The sequence below is a fragment of the Bradyrhizobium sp. BRP19 genome (assembly GCF_020194195.1).
Taxonomy (GTDB): Bacteria; Pseudomonadota; Alphaproteobacteria; order Rhizobiales; family Xanthobacteraceae; genus Bradyrhizobium; species Bradyrhizobium yuanmingense.
On the sequence record NZ_JADYVZ010000028.1, the window covers coordinates 21,938 to 37,491 of the forward strand.

At 61.7% G+C, this 15,554-nt stretch carries 14 protein-coding genes; all 14 read right to left on the minus strand.

The annotated features are described in order from the left end of the window. Positions 1–4: 4 nt before the first annotated feature. On the minus strand, positions 5–1,216 hold the full coding sequence (locus I6F36_RS36240) for a TrbI/VirB10 family protein (RefSeq protein ID WP_225145679.1): 1,212 nt from the start codon (positions 1,214–1,216) through the stop codon (positions 5–7). Beyond that, positions 1,213–2,244, minus strand: coding sequence for a P-type conjugative transfer protein TrbG (gene trbG, locus I6F36_RS36245; RefSeq protein WP_225145680.1), 1,032 nt, complete (start codon positions 2,242–2,244; stop codon positions 1,213–1,215). The genes I6F36_RS36240 and trbG overlap by 4 nt, the downstream gene beginning before the upstream one ends. Continuing rightward, a complete protein-coding gene (gene trbF, locus I6F36_RS36250; RefSeq protein ID WP_225145681.1) occupies positions 2,241–2,921 on the minus strand; it encodes a conjugal transfer protein TrbF in 681 nt (226 codons plus the stop codon). Before trbF ends, trbG begins: the two co-directional genes overlap by 4 nt. 92 nt (positions 2,922–3,013) lie before the next feature. Further along, positions 3,014–4,240, minus strand: coding sequence for a P-type conjugative transfer protein TrbL (trbL, locus tag I6F36_RS36255; RefSeq protein WP_225145682.1), 1,227 nt, complete (start codon positions 4,238–4,240; stop codon positions 3,014–3,016). Further along, entirely contained in the window at positions 4,237–4,608 is a 372-nt protein-coding gene (gene trbK-alt / locus I6F36_RS36260) for a putative entry exclusion protein TrbK-alt (RefSeq protein WP_225145683.1), read from the minus strand. Before trbK-alt ends, trbL begins: the two co-directional genes overlap by 4 nt. Beyond that, positions 4,608–5,339, minus strand: coding sequence for a P-type conjugative transfer protein TrbJ (gene trbJ / locus I6F36_RS36265; RefSeq protein ID WP_225128611.1), 732 nt, complete (start codon positions 5,337–5,339; stop codon positions 4,608–4,610). Before trbJ ends, trbK-alt begins: the two co-directional genes overlap by 1 nt. Continuing rightward, on the minus strand, positions 5,336–7,777 hold the full coding sequence (gene trbE / locus I6F36_RS36270; protein ID WP_225145684.1) for a conjugal transfer protein TrbE: 2,442 nt from the start codon (positions 7,775–7,777) through the stop codon (positions 5,336–5,338). The genes trbJ and trbE overlap by 4 nt, the downstream gene beginning before the upstream one ends. A gap of 10 nt (positions 7,778–7,787) precedes the next feature. Beyond that, positions 7,788–8,051, minus strand: coding sequence for a VirB3 family type IV secretion system protein (locus tag I6F36_RS36275; protein WP_225128614.1), 264 nt, complete (start codon positions 8,049–8,051; stop codon positions 7,788–7,790). Beyond that, positions 8,051–8,374 (minus strand): TrbC/VirB2 family protein, encoded by a 324-nt coding sequence (locus I6F36_RS36280; protein WP_225128615.1) that lies wholly within the window; start codon positions 8,372–8,374, stop codon positions 8,051–8,053. The genes I6F36_RS36275 and I6F36_RS36280 overlap by 1 nt, the downstream gene beginning before the upstream one ends. Before the next feature lies 1 nt (position 8,375). Beyond that, entirely contained in the window at positions 8,376–9,290 is a 915-nt protein-coding gene (gene trbB, locus I6F36_RS36285; protein WP_225145694.1) for a P-type conjugative transfer ATPase TrbB, read from the minus strand. A 230-nt stretch (positions 9,291–9,520) separates the two neighbouring features. Continuing rightward, positions 9,521–10,855 (minus strand): nitrate/nitrite transporter, encoded by a 1,335-nt coding sequence (locus I6F36_RS36290; protein ID WP_225128616.1) that lies wholly within the window; start codon positions 10,853–10,855, stop codon positions 9,521–9,523. Between the two features lie 135 nt (positions 10,856–10,990). After that, entirely contained in the window at positions 10,991–11,416 is a 426-nt protein-coding gene (locus I6F36_RS36295; RefSeq protein ID WP_225128617.1) for a CopG family transcriptional regulator, read from the minus strand. Between the two features lie 5 nt (positions 11,417–11,421). Then, positions 11,422–13,410, minus strand: a complete 1,989-nt coding sequence (locus I6F36_RS36300; RefSeq protein WP_225145685.1) for a conjugal transfer protein TraG — start codon at positions 13,408–13,410, stop codon at positions 11,422–11,424. A gap of 36 nt (positions 13,411–13,446) precedes the next feature. Next, on the minus strand, positions 13,447–15,210 hold the full coding sequence (locus I6F36_RS36305; RefSeq protein ID WP_225145686.1) for a DUF3363 domain-containing protein: 1,764 nt from the start codon (positions 15,208–15,210) through the stop codon (positions 13,447–13,449). Positions 15,211–15,554: the final 344 nt, after the last annotated feature.

Here is a 15,554-nt window from a genome sequence, read left to right on the forward strand (position 1 = left end):
GTTGTCACCCTCTATAGGGCGTAAGTATGAGGTCACGATTGACAAGAACACGAACCGGGAAGCCAGGTCGTACAGCCAGAGTGGGCTGGATGTTGAGGCTGCGGCGAACGACCTGCTGTCCGGTCTGATTCAGTGAGTCTGAGGCGCCGTGCCGCAATGCCTGGATGATCGCGCTGTCGTTGCTGTTGGTGTCCGAGCCGGCCCCCAGTTCGGTCCCGACCGCCAGAAACGTCGATAGTGCCGCAGCCTTGAACAGCTCACCCCAGTGATTGTCGACCTGGTCTTCGAGGCCTGCATACCCGGCAGCGTCAGCGCCAGGCCGCCGCTCGAGAACGATGGAACGTCCGTTCGGCATAATCAGCCGGGTCCAGACGAGCAGGACACGGGACTGGCCGAAAGTGACCTGGCTATCGTAGATGCCGATCAGACGCGCTCCCTGAGGGACAAGCAGAGAGCGGCCGGTCGGCGTGTCATAGACATTCTCGGTCACCTGCGCCGTGATCTGGCCCGGCAGGTCCGACCGGATTCCGGTGATCAGGGCTCCCGGAATAACCGTCCCAGCCTGCACGATATACGGTGAAGCCGGCTTGGTGACGCGATCAGGGCTTACCGTGCGACGGTCCACAGAAGCGTTCACGAAGGCAAGCTTGCGGTCCTGACCGTTTTGCGCATTTCCGTCGTCGCCGGTGCTCGTCGCGCTCGCAGGCACGACGCGCTCGTTTCCAACCGCCGCAGCGGCGGGGGGACGCACTTCTCGTCCATTCGCCGAAGCGAATAGATGGCTGATGCGGGCTGCTTCGGTCTCTTGATCCCGGCGCTGCTGTTCTGGATCAGCGCCGATCGTCGGCAACTGGCCTTGGGCCGCAAGGATCGGCCGACCGAGGTCCCCGGGAAGGGGCGGACCCAGTTGCGGGATTGGCTGGCGCGGAATGCCAGTGTAGTCCTTCGGCAGCGCCGTAATACCGTCAGCGACATTGTGATGGTCGGTACTGTAAAGCTCATCGGCCGCCTGGTCTCGAGGGCGATTCTTCTGCAGCGACCACAGCACGGCTCCACCGATGACAAGCAGGGCGACCGCGCTCCCTCCCGCCAGTACTTTCCGTGACAACCGTGTCACGCGCGGGTGCTCCGCTCTCAAGCGGAAGCCCCTGGACTGATCCTCTTGTGTCTCAGGCGGAGCCGCTTGCTCCTGATCGTTCATATTCCGAGTGTTCATGACGACGGTCTCCCATCGGTCCTGACAATACGGACCTTCTGCTGGTGCTCGCCGCCAAGCCGCAGTTCGGCGGCAGCAAACAGCCGATCGACGATCAATACGTTGCCGTAAGCGCGATAATTGACGAGTTCAGTCTTGCCGTCTGGACCGATGACGAAAAGCGGAGGCATCTCGCCCTGCACGATCCCCGCCGGGAATTCGACATAGACCTTGCGGCCATCGTCATATGCGGCGAGCGGCCGCCAGGGAGGACTGTCCCCTTCGATGGCATAGCGGAAGGTGCGCTGCGCCGGGTCCGGAAGAACAGGCTGCGCGACCGAACGCGATCGTTCCCGTGCAGTTTCTGGATAGTACCAAGCAACAGACGGCATGTATGGCCGTTCGCGGGAGCGGAGCTCAATCAAGTAGGTGCGCCGGTCCGTATTGACCACCAAGTTGGTCTCAATCGAAGCTCGGGTCGGCTTGACCAGGATATGGACCCGCCGTGTGTCGCCGCTCCCGCTTTCGGTATCGCCCACGACCCAGCGTACGGTATCTCCGGCCGCGATCGGTCCTGATCCCGTCAACTGCTCTCCCTCCTCGAGCGCGATATCCGTGATCTGCCCCGGTGCGGCGTAAATCTGATAGAGCGCCCCGGGACTGTAGGCGTAGATTTGCGCTGCGTTGAAATAGCCCCGCTTGCGCGGTTCGACCCGGGCTGCGCTGTTTGCCGTCTCTACGCGGCTCACCGGCTCAGCGTCTTCTTTCGCGCCTGACTTGCCGCCGAGAGCAGGCTTCCAGAGAGGTGGAACGTGAAGCGGTCGCGATCTGTCGTCGAGAGCCACTGGCGCCGCCGGCAGCGGAGGAACATCAGCGTCATAGCTGATCTCCGGCGGAATGTAGGTCGCGCAGCCTCCGAGCGCGGACGAACAAAGCAGGAAAGCGGATAGAAATGCACGCTTCGAGCTCACGAACTCGGGCCAAGCCGAGCCGAGCCTGCTTTGCTGGAGGGAACGCTTCGAATGAACGTCAAATGGCATCTTGGTCACTGGCTCAACTCCTTTGACCAGTTGATGGCGCGGACGTAGACGCCAAGGGGGTTCTTGCGCAGGCGTTCGGCATCGCGGGGTGTCTCGATCACGATCGAGAGAATTGCGGTCCAACGCTCAGTCGCGCTCAACGAGCCGTTGTCGTAGATGCGCTGGGTCCAGGCGACTCGAAAGCTCTCCGAAGACGCGCGAATGACGCTTGAGACGTCCACTGAGATTTGTGCCTTGCCCAGCTTGGCAAAGGGGTCATTGTTGCGCGCATAGTCGTTCAGTGCAGCCGCGCCACGATCCGTCGTAAAATCATAGGCCCGGAGCCAATTCTGGCGCAGAACGATACTGTCTGCCGGCAAACCTCTGACGTCCTCGATGAAGCGCGCCAGATGGTAGGCTATCTGAGCGTCAGTAGGTTGATAGTCGATGTTGGCCGGCGCAACCCTTGCTTGACCGAGATGATCGACCTCAACTACCCAGGGCGTGATCGAGCCTTGGCTCGATTGCCAGACAAGGCTGCCAGCGAGACCGGCAGACAACATCAAACAGCCGAACGCCATCAGGCGCCAGTTCTTAGCTTGCACGCGCGCTGATCCAATGCGTTCGTCCCAAACCTGAGCGGCCTTTTGATAAGGCGTAATCGGCTCGGGCATGCGCCCGTAGTGAACTGTTGGTCGTTTGAACATCGATGGGTGCCCCTGATATCGAGTGATCGGTTTCAAGTGTGCGATAGAAGGATTTGAGGCGCTGCTGTGCGGCGGAGGTGTAGTGGTGCGTCTCAGCGTTCTCCTTCGGACAAATCGACGGAAGAGCCGCTGCCACCATGATCGCCCGAGCGGACGGCGTGGCCAGCAGCCGAGGCACCGTGCTGAATGATCTGAGCACGCTTCATGCGGCGAGCCCAATCAGGCTGCCCGTCGGCCGGAGCGCTCGCGCCCTGGTCGCCCGCTTGGCTACCTCCGAAGGTAGCCGCTGCCCGGCGCAATGGACTCCACGCAGCCGAAGCGCCAGCCTCCGCGACGCCGGCAAGGCCGCCGCTTCGATAGGCGGCTGTTGCTCCGCTTATGACAGCGCCGCCACCGCGCGCGGCGCCTGCAACCGCACCGCCAGCGAGACCGGCACCGCCAGCGGCAAGTCCCGCGCCAGCTGCAACAATGCCGCCAGCAGCAAGGCCTGTTCCAATCGCGGCGCCGGCGCCAAGTTGAGGTCCGCCCGACACTAGGCCGTTTGCGATACCCGGACCGAAGATGCCGAGGCCCAGCAAGGAAAGCGCCGCGAGCACCAGTGTCATCGCGTCTTCGATGGTCGGCTGTGCACCGCCGAAACCTGCGGTGAACTGCGAGAACAGGGTGGAGCCGATGCCGACGATGACGGCCAGGACCAGGATCTTGATGCCGGAAGATATGACGTTGCCCAGAACGCGCTCCGCCGCGAAGGCAGTCTTGCCAAACAAGCCAAAGGGAATGAGCACGAAGCCGGCCAGCGTCGTGAGCTTGAATTCGATCAGGGTGACAAAGAGCTGGATCGCCAGAATGAAGAAGGCGAGCAGCACCACAATCCAGGCGAATAGGAGAACGACGATCTGGACGAAATTCTCGAAGAAGCTGATGTAGCCCATCAGGTTGGAGATCGAATCAAGCAATGGTCGACCGGCATCGAGGCCGACTTGGGCGATCTTTCCCGGTCGCAGGAAATCTGCCGCGGAGAGGCTTGCGCCCGATGCTTTCAGTCCAAGACCGGCGAAACTCTCGAAGACGGTGCGCGCCAAGCTGTTCCAGTTGCCGATCAGGTAGGCAAAGACGCCTACGAAGAGCGTTTTCTTGACGAGGCGCGCGATGATGTCCTCGTCCGTTCCCCAACTCCAGAACAACGCTGCGAGCGTAATGTCAACCGCAGCAAGGGTCGTTGCGAGATATCCGACCTCGCTCCCCAGCAGCCCGAAGCCGTTATCGATATAACGCGTGAACGTTTCAAGGAACTGGTCAATGATCCCCGTACCAGTCATGGCTTGCTCGCCTCAGGCATCGCCGGTCCCGGATAACCTTGCGGCATCCGGCTCTGATCCTTTCGGGTGGACGCCAAGCCTGCGGTGGAATCGTCTTGGCCAGGATCTGCGGGAACGTTCTTCCTGCCCAAGAAGCGGCGCCGGTTTTCGGCCCAAATCTGCTGGCAATGCCGATAACCTGCTGTTTCCTCAGCAGTGACGCTGCGGCAGCGTGCGAGATCAGGGTTGGCTGCATCTGTCGTCCGCTCCGTCTTCGGCAGCGCGGGCGACTCGTCACTACCGCGAAGCTGAATCGTGCAGGCTGTGACCACCAAAACGCCGATTGTCGTCAGCAGCGACAACGCCTTGAATGCCCGAATGTCCGTCATCAGTGGAACATCTGCACGCTGGATGATTGATAACCCTGCCCTGGCGTAAGAAACCGTCGAAGCTGCTCGCGGCCCTGGTCCTGGGCCGAGGCGCGTTGCGCTGCTTCAAGGCTTTGCGCCCTGCCCTGCGCCGTCACGACAGCGGTGAGGTCGGCGAGCTGCTGCGCGTTAAGCGCGAGAATCTGGTTACCAGCTTGTGTTGCCTGCAGAGCGCCGCTTGCGCCCTGGCTAGACATGACGAGCGCGGAGGTCTGGACACGGTTGGTGTCGAGATTGCCAACGATGCCGGCCTGGACGCGAAGCGCGTCTTGCGTTGCGGCATAGGAATTCTGCCAACGCGATTGAGCATTGGAGATCAGTAACTGGTTCGATTGGCTGCTGGTCGCTGGCGCGTAGCTGGTCGAGAACGCGCGATCGATCTGATCGACGTCGTAGGCGATCCGCTGGGCCTGGGCCAGCAATTGCTGGGTCCGCTGGATCGAGGATTGCAGTTGGCGCAGGGATGAATACGGCAGGTTTGCCAGATTCTTTGCCTGATTGATCAGCATCTGCGCCTCGTTCTGCAACGAGGTGATCTGGTTGTTGATCTGCTGCAGCTCACGGGCGGCAGTCAGGACGCTCTGGACGTAGTTGTTGGGATCGAAGACGATCCACTGCGCCCGCGCGGGCACCCTGAGGTCGAGCATCAGCGCGACCATGCCAGCGGCCGCCAATAGGCCAAGACGCCTCATACCGATTTCTCCAGATTGACGAGATTGGGGATCAGGTCGAGGGCCCAGGCGACGCCACGGTGCTGTAGCCAGGCCGGCACGAAGCCGTCAGGTCCATGTTCGGCGAGGAGTTGCGAGATGGCTGCCTGGTCTGTCTTGGAAGAGGCTGCGGTAAAGGCCAGAGCGACCTCGCCAAGGCCAAGTTCGAACATCCGGTTGCCGCGGCGAGATTGGCAGTAGTAGTCGCGCTTGGGCGTAGCGCGGCTCAGAAGCTCGATCTGGCGGTCATTGAGGCCAAAGCGGCGATAGATCGCTGTGATTTGCGGCTCGATCGCCCGCTCGTTCGGCAGCAACAGCCGCGTTGGGCAGCTTTCGATGATCGCCGGCGCGATTGCGGACCCGTCAATATCCGAAAGCGATTGGGTCGCAAAGATAACGGACGCATTCTTCTTGCGAAGCGTCTTCAGCCATTCCCGGAGCTGGCCGGCAAAATCTTCGTCATCGAGGGCAAGCCAGCCTTCATCGACAATAAGTAGTGTAGGCCGACCGTCGAGGCGGTCCCCGATGCGATGGAAGAGATACGCCAGCACGGTCGGCGCAGCACTCGTTCCGATCAAGCCTTCGGTCTCAAACGCCTGGACCGACGCCTCGCCGAGATCTTCGAATTCGGCATCGAGCAAGCGCCCGGAAGGTCCGCCCAGGCAGTATGGTTGCAGGGCGCGCTTCAGGGAGTTCAATTGAAGAAGGACTGACAGGCCCGTGAGGGTGCGTTCCTCCCTCGGCGCCGAAGCGAGAGATGTTAGCGCCGACCACAGATGATCCTTGACCTCAGGGGTGATCTCGATCTTTTCCCGTGCCAGGATCGCGCCGATCCATTCCGTCGCCCACCCTCGCTCGGAAGGATCGTCGATCCAGGCCAAAGGTTGCAGCGCGACTGGGTTTTCGTCCCCGTCAGACAATGCACCGCCGAGATCATGCCAGTCGCCACCCATGGCGATCGCGGCCGCCCGGATCGAACCGCCGAAATCGAAGGCAAAGACCTGCGAATTCGGGTAACGACGGAACTGTAGCGCCATCAGGGCAAGCAGGACCGACTTGCCGGCTCCAGTCGGTCCCACTACTAGCGTATGGCCGACATCGCCGACGTGGAGCGAGAATCGGAAGGGCGTCGATCCCTCGGTCTTGCCGAACAGAAGCGGCGGACCCTTGAAGTGCAGATCCCTCGCCTCGCCGGCCCAAACAGCCGACATCGGAATCATATGGGCGAGGTTGAGGGTCGAAATCGGAGGCTGCCGCACATTGGCGTAGACGTGCCCGGGCAGACTGCCGAGCCAGGCTTCGACGGCGTTCACGGTCTCGATTATGCAGGTGAAATCGCGGCCCTGTATGACCTTCTCGACCAGCCTCAGCTTTTCATCGGCAGTGTTGGGATCGCGGTCCCAGACAGTGATGGTCGCCGTAACAAAGGCTTGTCCGATCTGATCCGACCCCAGTTCCTGCAACGCTGCGTCGGCATCAAGCGCCTTGTTGTGGGCGTCGGTATCGAGCAGCGTCGACGCCTCGTTCGTCATGACCTCCTTGAGAATGGCGCCAATCGACTTTCGTTTGGCAAACCACTGCCGCCGAATCTTGGTCAGCAGTTTGGTGGCGTCGGTCTTGTCGAGCATGATTGCGCGCGTCGACCAACGATACGAGAATGCCAGACGATTCAGATCGTCCAGGATACCCGGGGTCGTCGCACCCGGAAAGCCGACAATCGTCAAGACCCGAATATTGGCTGAGCCCAACATCGGCTCTAGCCCGCCGGTCAGCGGCTGGTCGGACAACAGCGCGTCGATGTACATCGGAATTTCAGGCACGCGAACGCGGTGACGCTTGGTCGAGATCGTCGAGTGCAGGTAGGTCAGCGTGTCCTGATCATCGAGCCACGCGCATTCCGGCATAAATCCTTCAACGAGCTGCAGCACACGGTTGGTTTGGTCGATAAATCCGCGGAGCACCTCGCGGGCGTCTGCTCCCACAGTCCGATCGCGTCCCTCATAGAGCAGGCGCTCTGCCCTGGCGGCTCCCTCTTCGGGTGGCAGATAGAGGAAGGTCAAGAAGTAGCTGGACTCGTAGTGGGCACTCGCCTCTTCGAACTGAGCCCTTCGTTCCGCATCGACCAGCGCTGACGCGATGTCGGGAAAGACGTTAGGCGGGTACGCCCCCGCAAAGTGACGCTGCGCCTCAACGAACACGGCGCAGCCCGATCCCAGGCGACGCACGGCGTTGTTCAGACGGCTGGCGACGGCTACAAGCTCAGCCGGCACCGCGCTGTCGAGGTCAGGCCCCCGGAACTTTGCTGTCCGTTGGAACGAGCCGTCCTTGTTCAGGATGATTCCCTCGTCGACGAGGGCTGCCCAGGGCAGGAAGTCGGCGAGGCGCGCGCTGGAATGACGATATTCGGCAAGGTTCAACATGACCGATAACTCAAAGATTGAGATGACTGGGAATGCGCAGATGTCGGCGCACCACATCGACGAATGCGGGGTCGCGCTTGGCGGCCCAGACGGCGGCCATGTGGCCGATGAACCAGAGGACAAGTCCCGCGATCCACAGCCGAAGTCCGAGCCCAAGGGCTGCCGCAAGCGTGCCGTTCACGATTGCAACTGATCGCGGCGCGCCGCCCATCAGGATTGGCTCAGTGAGCGCGCGGTGAACGGGCACGGCAAAGCCTGTGAGGGGTTCATCCATCAGATAACCACGCCGCCGCCGAAGGAGAAGAACGAAAGGAAGAAGCTCGAGGCGGCAAACGCGATCGACAGACCGAACACGATCTGAATCAACCTGCGGAAACCACCCGACGAGTCCCCAAACGCGAGCGTGAGACCGGTCACCACGATGATGATGACGGCGATGATCTTGGCGACCGGTCCCTCGACCGACTGCAAGATCTGGTTGAGTGGCTGCTCCCAGGGCATGTTCGAGCCAGCCGCCCATGCTGGCTGAACTGCCAAGACCACCGTGCCGAAGGCGGCCAACGATGCACCTCGAAGAAAGCGAAATTGCTGACGCATGTCAGTCTCCTGCTGATGAAAGGTCGTAGTCGCCGGCGGCCCCTAGCCCGGTGACGAGGGCAAGCTCGGCGAGGCGACGGCCGGCGCCGCGCCCTGCCAGCACGGCGATAACGTTGATGGTCTCGGCGATCAGGGCCCGCGGAACCGTGATGACGGCTTCCTGGATGAGCTGCTCGAGCCGCCGCAGTGCGCCGAGCGCGGTGCCCGCATGAATAGTGCCGATGCCACCGGGATGACCGGTGCCCCAGGCCTTGAGCAGATCGAGTGCTTCCGCACCGCGCACCTCGCCAACCGGAATACGATCAGGACGCAGTCGCAGCGAGGACCGAACGAGATCGGATAGCGTAGCCACGCCATCTTTGGTCCGCAGCGCCACGAGATTGGGCGCTTTGCATTGGAGTTCGCGCGTGTCTTCGATCAGAACGACCCGATCGGCGCTCTTTGCTACCTCGGCCAAGAGGGCATTCGTCAGCGTTGTCTTGCCGGTCGATGTCCCACCGGCGACGAGGATGTTCTTCCTTGCGTCGACCGCGCCTCTCAGGATCTTGGCCTGCTCCGAGGTCATGATCCCCCTGGCGACGTAGTCGTCAAGCGTAAACACGGCGGCGGCGGGCTTGCGGATAGCAAAGGCCGGTGCTGCAACGACCGGAGGCAAGAGACCTTCGAAGCGCTCGCCGGTCCCTGGCAATTCGGCCGAGACCCGTGGCGAACCGGCATGCACCTCGGCACCCACGTGATGCGCTACCAGGCGAACAATGCGTTCGCCATCCGCCGCGGACAGAGTTTCGCCTGTGTCGATCAGACCATCCGACAACCGATCGATCCACAGCCGCCCATCTGGGTTGAGCATCACCTCGACGATCGCTTCGTCTTCGAGGTAGCCGGCAATCGCGGAGCCAAGCGCGCTACGCAGCATTCGCGCACCGCGTGAGCTCGCTTCGGATTGAATGGAATGGATTGCCACTGTTCGCCCCCACCGAATGAGAGCGTCCTCAGACTCCCTCATATGGGGAGGATTAGAAAAGGCACCAATGGACTTGGCGCAACAAGCGCTTTCGGTGATCGTAGGCTGGCGTAGAAAAAGAAAGACTGAGAAACCGATATTTGACGGCTACTTAATCTTATCCGCTCGCCGCGAATTGCTGCTCACCACTCCGCATCATCATCCGCTGGCAGGAGGATGACCGAGTCCTCATAGAGCCGAACTGTCTCGACAGCGTAGGAAACATCGGTCGGCTCGAAGAAGACGATTGAACTTATCCATGAAGCGACGGATCGGCGCCAAGGCAGCGCGAACCAGACCAACGCTGCGATCTGCAGTGCTATGTAGAGACCGAACGCGACTTGATAAGCTTGGACGGGCCTACGGCCATCATTCGCAGACCATTGCTCCAGGATAAGACCTGTCGCGTATTGTGCCAGAAAGGCCCAACCAAAGTGCAAAACGTTCAAGGCGCCGTTCGCACGACCGGCAAGCTCCGGCGGAAAGTAATCCAGTATCACCGCGAAGCTCACCACGGTTGCCGTTCCGACAATTGCGACAACGGACCAGGGCAAGACGGATGGCAGAGGCGCTCGCAAGATCAAAGCAAACTCAGCTGCGATAAATAGCGCTGCAACCAGCGCCAATACTGTTTCCGCCCCAATTCCCCTTCGTTTGATGCAATGGACCGTCATACCGAATAACCAAGCGCCACCGCTAAGTACGATCGACATCATGAAAAGCTGTCTGACGAGACTTGCGCGATCAAGCCCCTCCACGTCGGCCAGCCATAGCGATGCCCACAATCCCTGCAGGGACCAGGCCGATCCAATGCAAGTCGCCGACAACGGGGCCATTCGCCAAAAGCGGCAATCGCCGAAAACGGAGCTAAGGGTCGCGGGGGTTGACGCCATAGACGAGACAATGCCTCGTTCGGGTACCACGACATAGATGAGAGCGGCCGTCACACCGGTAGCCGCCGCCAAGACCTCAAAGAGTTGCCGCCAGCCCATCCAAGCCAGCAGATGTTCGACGGGAGCCGTAGCGGTCACCGCTCCTAGCGAGCCCAGCATGACCATATAGCCGTTCAGCAAGGCAACGCGTTCCCTGGGGAACCAAAGGATCATGGATTTCAGTCCAGCCGTCAGCGCCGCCGCGAGGCCGAGCCCGATCATTGCACGTGCGATCAAAAGTGACAGGAAGCCGGTCGATACCGCAAACAGCCAAGCGCCCACTGCTGCGAGCAAGAGCAAAACACTCTGTACGCGGCGAGGACCAAAGCGGTCCAACGATATGCCGACGGGGATCTGGGCCGCCGCGAAAACAAGGAAATAGACCGACGTAAGCAACCCGAGGTCGGCAGTCCCAAGCCCGGTATCCGAGCTGAGACGACTGGCGATCAAAGCGTTGATCGTACGATACAGATACGAAAGATAGTATCCGACCGCAAACGGGAGAAATACGCGCGCGGTGAGGCGCCATGCCCCGGAAATCTGCATGCTGGCCCCTCTTGCTGTCAGCTGGTGCAAGCCGATAGCGTGACCAGCTTTTCGTTAGTTCAGCTAAATCACTGCGGGCGTAAGTTAGCGAACAAAAAGAAGGGAACGGCGAAACGGTCTTTCTCCATGATTCAATTAAGCTTCTTCGACCGGTTCCTGACGGCGAATATCTTCCGGAATCTCGCGCAGAAAGCTTTGCCCCTTTTGCAAACGGCGCCCTAGCGCCTCGACAAATCCTTCAAAGCGCTCCCTTCCCTTTACTTGCGCGGCCGCCTGCGCGTCGTTGGGCAACGGTGGCGTGATCGTCAGCCAGAAACGGATGAAGAGAGCCAAGGTCTCAGCCGCCAAACCAACGTCACGCTCGAGCCTCTGCATCTGACGCGACAACCGATCCAGGCGCCGGGTAAACGCCGCCTCCCGTCTGTCCGCGCCGTCCGGTGACAAAAATGAAGCGACAGCCGCTTCTACGATCGCGGACCGGGAAAGCTTCTTGCGATCGGCGAGTTCCGAGATCTGTTTCAGAAGCTCTGGCGGAAAATAGACGTTCATCCGGTCGCGCATACTGCTCAGAGCTCCATACCGTCATTAGGGTCCATGGCGACTTGACGGGCGACACCACGGAGCTGTTGGCGTATAACCCGGGACTGCCGGACCGTGTCCTCGTCATCATCAAGAACGGCGGCGAATTCCTCTGCCGGCGTTGGTTCGGTCGTCTCCTTGGCGATCGCGATGTGATCGGGGAGTTCGGGCTCACGACGGAGCCCGCTGTTTGCTGTGTCTTCCTCGGCCTCCGCAGCTTTGGCAGTTGGACCTCCAGTTGGTTTCAGCACTTGGAGCGCTGACCATCCGTCCGTTCGCGATGATCGGCCGGCTGTCCCAGGATCGGGCGGCGGCAGAACCCGCTCGGTGAATCGCCGATCCTCGTAGTAGCGGACCTTGTTCGCCCGGATCGGCGCCGTCCCTGCCACCATGACGATCTCGTCTGCCGGCGGAAGCTGCATGACTTCGCCTGGGGTCAGCAGCGGCCTCGCAGTTTCCTGCCGTGAGACCATCAGGTGCCCAAGCCATGGGTTCAACCTGTGCCCGGCGTAGTTCTTCATCGCGCGCATCTCGGTCGCCGTGCCTAGCGCGTCGGAGACCCGCTTGGCGGTCCGCTCATCATTAGTCGCGAAGCTGACCCGGACGTGGCAGTTATCGAGGATCGCGTTGTTAGGCCCGTAGGCCTTCTCAATTTGATTGAGCGACTGCGCAATCAAGAAACTCTTGATGCCGTATCCTGCCATGAAGGCGAGCGCGGACTCGAAAAAATCAAGCCGACCGAGTGCCGGGAACTCGTCGAGCATCATCAGGACTCGATGCCGGCGGTCGCGGGCGTGCAAATCTTCGGTCAGGCGCCGGCCGATCTGGTTCAGCACCAGGCGGATCAGCGGCTTGGTCCGCGAGATATCGGAGGGCGGCACCACGAGATAAAGCGTCGTGGGACGGCTATCTGCGATCAGATCGGCAATCCGCCAATCGCAGCGGCGGGTTGCTTGGGCCACGACAGGATCGCGGTACAGCCCGAGAAACGACATCGCGGTGGATAGGACGCCAGAACGTTCATTCTCCGACTTGTTGAGCAGCTCGCGCGCGGTCGAGGCGACCACTGGATGCGCACCCTGCTCGCCAAGGTGCGTCGTGGTCATCATGGCCTTCAACGTTGCCTCGATCGGCCGCTTCGGGTCGGACAGAAAGGAGGCGACGCCGGCTAGGGTCTTGTCCACCTCCGCGTAGAGAACATGGAGGATGGCGCCGACCAGGAGCGAATGGCTCGTCTTCTCCCAATGGTTCCGCTTGTCGAGCGATCCTTCGGGGTCGACGAGAACGTCGGCCACGTTCTGGACATCGCGAACTTCCCATTCGCCGCGCCGGACCTCGAGCAGCGGATTGTAGGCTGAGGACTTTGGGTTGGTGGGGTCGAACAGTAGGACGCGGCCATGTCGCGAGCGAAAGCCGGCCGTCAGTTGCCAGTTCTCACCTTTGATGTCGTGCACGATGGCCGAGCCCGGCCAGGCCAGCAACGAGGGAACGACTAGGCCAACACCCTTACCGGACCGAGTGGGCGCAAAACACAAGACGTGCTCCGGTCCGTCGTGGCGGAGGTAGTGCCGGTCGAGCTTGCCGAGCACCACACCATCCTGACCGAGAAGTCCGGCCGCTCGAACCTCCTCCAGACCAGCCCAGCGCGCCGAACCATAGGTCTCGACATTCTTGGCTTCACGCGCGCGCCACACCGACATGCCGATCGCCACCGCGATCGAAACAAAGGTTCCCGACGCCGCGATGAAGGCACCCTCGAGAAAGATTTGTGGCGCGTAGGCATCGTAAACGAACCACCACCAGAAGAACACTGGCGGGTAGTAAATCTTGAAGCCCCACAGTTCGAACCAGGGCCGCCCAAGCTCCGGTTGCCAGGCGAGCCGCCAGGCCGTCCACTCGGTTGCTCCCCAGATGGCCAGCAAGACGATCAGGCCGACAACGATCACCTGTCCCCAGAGGATTTTGGTTCCGGACATCCCGAACGCCCTTCCGCAACTGAATTGGAGAGACTGCTAGAGGCCAAGGTCGCGCTTCCGACCAAAACCCCATTCGATGCCACCGCCGTCCTTCACGACGCCGGTGACGTGTTGGCCGAGTTTCTTTTCGAGTTCGCGCGACCAAGGCACGAGCTGGAAGCCGAGCCCGTTATCGATCATGGCGAAGCGTCCTGAGCTGAGCGTCAGCCGCTGGCGATATGTGCCCGCCACATGCTCCCCGGGGTCACGCTTCATGTAAGGGAGGCGCGTGTCGGCCGAGACTTTTGCGGCCACCTCATCCAGTTCACGCCGGCGCAAAGTGTTCAAGAGGTCGCGCTGCAATATGATGCGTTGGCCCTGCCGCCGCGCCAGGCCTTCCTGGATCAGATGCTCGGTACGGGCTTCCATGGCGTCGCGTGTCTCGCGGCCGAAGCCGCCCATGGCGAGCGGCATGGCCTTGCGTTCGACGAGCCTGTGGTCGAGCCAAGTTGCCCCTCTTGCCTTGACCTGACCACCAAGATCGAGATCGGAACGGGTCGCGAGCACCACGGTGGGGTGCGGATCGCCGGGTGGACCGAAACTCCGGACTTCGACGATGCCGCCGACGGGCGGTGCATATTCGAACGCCTCGAGCCCTCGGAAGCGCACGTGGTGCGCGCGTCCATCTGTTCCGTCGATCAGGGCGAAGGCCTCGCCGGTCAGCTCGTCATGCAGTCCACGGTCGACCAGCCGTCCGACGATCTGGGATGTCGGCTCGCCGCCCTCGATGACGAAGTCGGCAATACCGCGCGCCTCCGCACGCTCGGCAAAGGCGCGGTGCATGGTCTTGATGATGTCACCGCGCATCCCGAGATCGCGCAAGCTACGTTCGGCTTCAAGGCCGACCATCCATTCGCCTGGTGCGGTGGGTGCGGCAAGGCCCATCTTCTCCAGGTGTTGAAGGCGACCGACCATCAGGCGCCTGATCTCGGGATCGGACTTGCCGGGATTCTCTGGGCGAAGATCAATGTACCCGGTCTCATCTGCTGCAAGCCGGATCTCCCGGTCGAGCCGCGTCCACCGTTCCGCCGTGACTTCCCTCTCCAGCGTATTGCGGATCTCGTGCTCGGGTTTTGGTCCCAGTTCGATGGCGACCAGTTCCTCGGCGCGTGAGCGCAGGCCCTGGCTGATGTAGTCGCGGGAGATCACGAGGTCCGCCCCTTCCTCATCTATTCCGCGAACGAGAAGATGGACGTGAGGGTTGTCGGTGTTCCAATGATCGACAGCCACCCAGTCGAGCCGCGTGGAGAGATCGGTCTCCATTTGCCTGGCGAGATCGCGGGCAAAGGCCTTCAGGTCGGTCATGTCGCCGGCATCCTCCGGCGAGACGATGAACCTGAAATGATGCCGGTCGTCCTTGCACCGTTCGGCGAAAGCCGCGCTATCGGCGCGGTCGCTGCTGGCATCGAACATCTCGGCCCGCTCACCACTCCGGGTCACGCCTTCGCGCTTCAGATATGAGAGGTGGGCGGTCAGTGGCGCGGAGCGGAAGGCTCGCCCTTTGTGACGAACCACGCGGGCCTTCACCACGACGCGCCGCGTCGGGCTAAACAATCTGGCGCGGCTAAAGGCGAGGCGCCCGCGGCCAAAGGTCGAGCGCCCATGGGCTGCAGAACGCCTGCCGACGACGGCGTGAGCCGAGGTGTGTCCTGCTTTCTTCGCCGCCCGCAGCACCTGGTTGATGAAGCTCTTCGGCTTAGGCGAGCGTGTGCTGCGGATGCGCCCCGGCCGAACACGCAGATCACTGTCGCCCACGCTCACGGCCGGGCCTCCAAACGATCAAAAGCACGCATAGTGCCGAAAACGCCTTTGATTGCATTCGCCAAAATGCAACGCGCGGCACGCGCGCCGACCGACCGGCACGCCAGAACCCAAGCCATGCCAATGGCTTGCGGTTCGACCGGCGAGCCCCTTTTATCTCGCCGTCCTGCCGTCGTGGTCTCCCGGTCGTCGGTTCCCGAAAGAGCCGCCGCGACTTGGCAGCCACCTCGCGAAGCACCCGCTGCTTCCGAGCGCTTGCGATAGCGATCGTTACCCGAAGGGCCGAGACACCCGAAGGGTGGCTCGGTGAGGAGCGAAGCGACGAGTAGAGCGCGGGCCGAAGG

What these genes read in the sequence shown, in the direction of transcription:
- trbF (WP_225145681.1), bottom strand. Translation starts at nt 2,921, where the DNA reads ATGTTCAAACGACCAACAGTTCACTACGGGCGCATGCCCGAGCCGATT.
- I6F36_RS36300 (WP_225145685.1), bottom strand. Translation starts at nt 13,410, where the DNA reads ATGTCCGGAACCAAAATCCTCTGGGGACAGGTGATCGTTGTCGGCCTG.
- trbK-alt (WP_225145683.1), bottom strand. Translation starts at nt 4,608, where the DNA reads ATGACGGACATTCGGGCATTCAAGGCGTTGTCGCTGCTGACGACAATC.
- trbL (WP_225145682.1), bottom strand. Translation starts at nt 4,240, where the DNA reads ATGACTGGTACGGGGATCATTGACCAGTTCCTTGAAACGTTCACGCGT.
- trbJ (WP_225128611.1), bottom strand. Translation starts at nt 5,339, where the DNA reads ATGAGGCGTCTTGGCCTATTGGCGGCCGCTGGCATGGTCGCGCTGATG.
- trbB (WP_225145694.1), bottom strand. Translation starts at nt 9,290, where the DNA reads ATGCTGCGTAGCGCGCTTGGCTCCGCGATTGCCGGCTACCTCGAAGAC.
- trbE (WP_225145684.1), bottom strand. Translation starts at nt 7,777, where the DNA reads ATGTTGAACCTTGCCGAATATCGTCATTCCAGCGCGCGCCTCGCCGAC.
- I6F36_RS36290 (WP_225128616.1), bottom strand. Translation starts at nt 10,855, where the DNA reads ATGCAGATTTCCGGGGCATGGCGCCTCACCGCGCGCGTATTTCTCCCG.
- I6F36_RS36295 (WP_225128617.1), bottom strand. Translation starts at nt 11,416, where the DNA reads ATGCGCGACCGGATGAACGTCTATTTTCCGCCAGAGCTTCTGAAACAG.
- I6F36_RS36240 (WP_225145679.1), bottom strand. Translation starts at nt 1,216, where the DNA reads ATGAACACTCGGAATATGAACGATCAGGAGCAAGCGGCTCCGCCTGAG.
- I6F36_RS36275 (WP_225128614.1), bottom strand. Translation starts at nt 8,051, where the DNA reads ATGGATGAACCCCTCACAGGCTTTGCCGTGCCCGTTCACCGCGCGCTC.
- I6F36_RS36280 (WP_225128615.1), bottom strand. Translation starts at nt 8,374, where the DNA reads ATGCGTCAGCAATTTCGCTTTCTTCGAGGTGCATCGTTGGCCGCCTTC.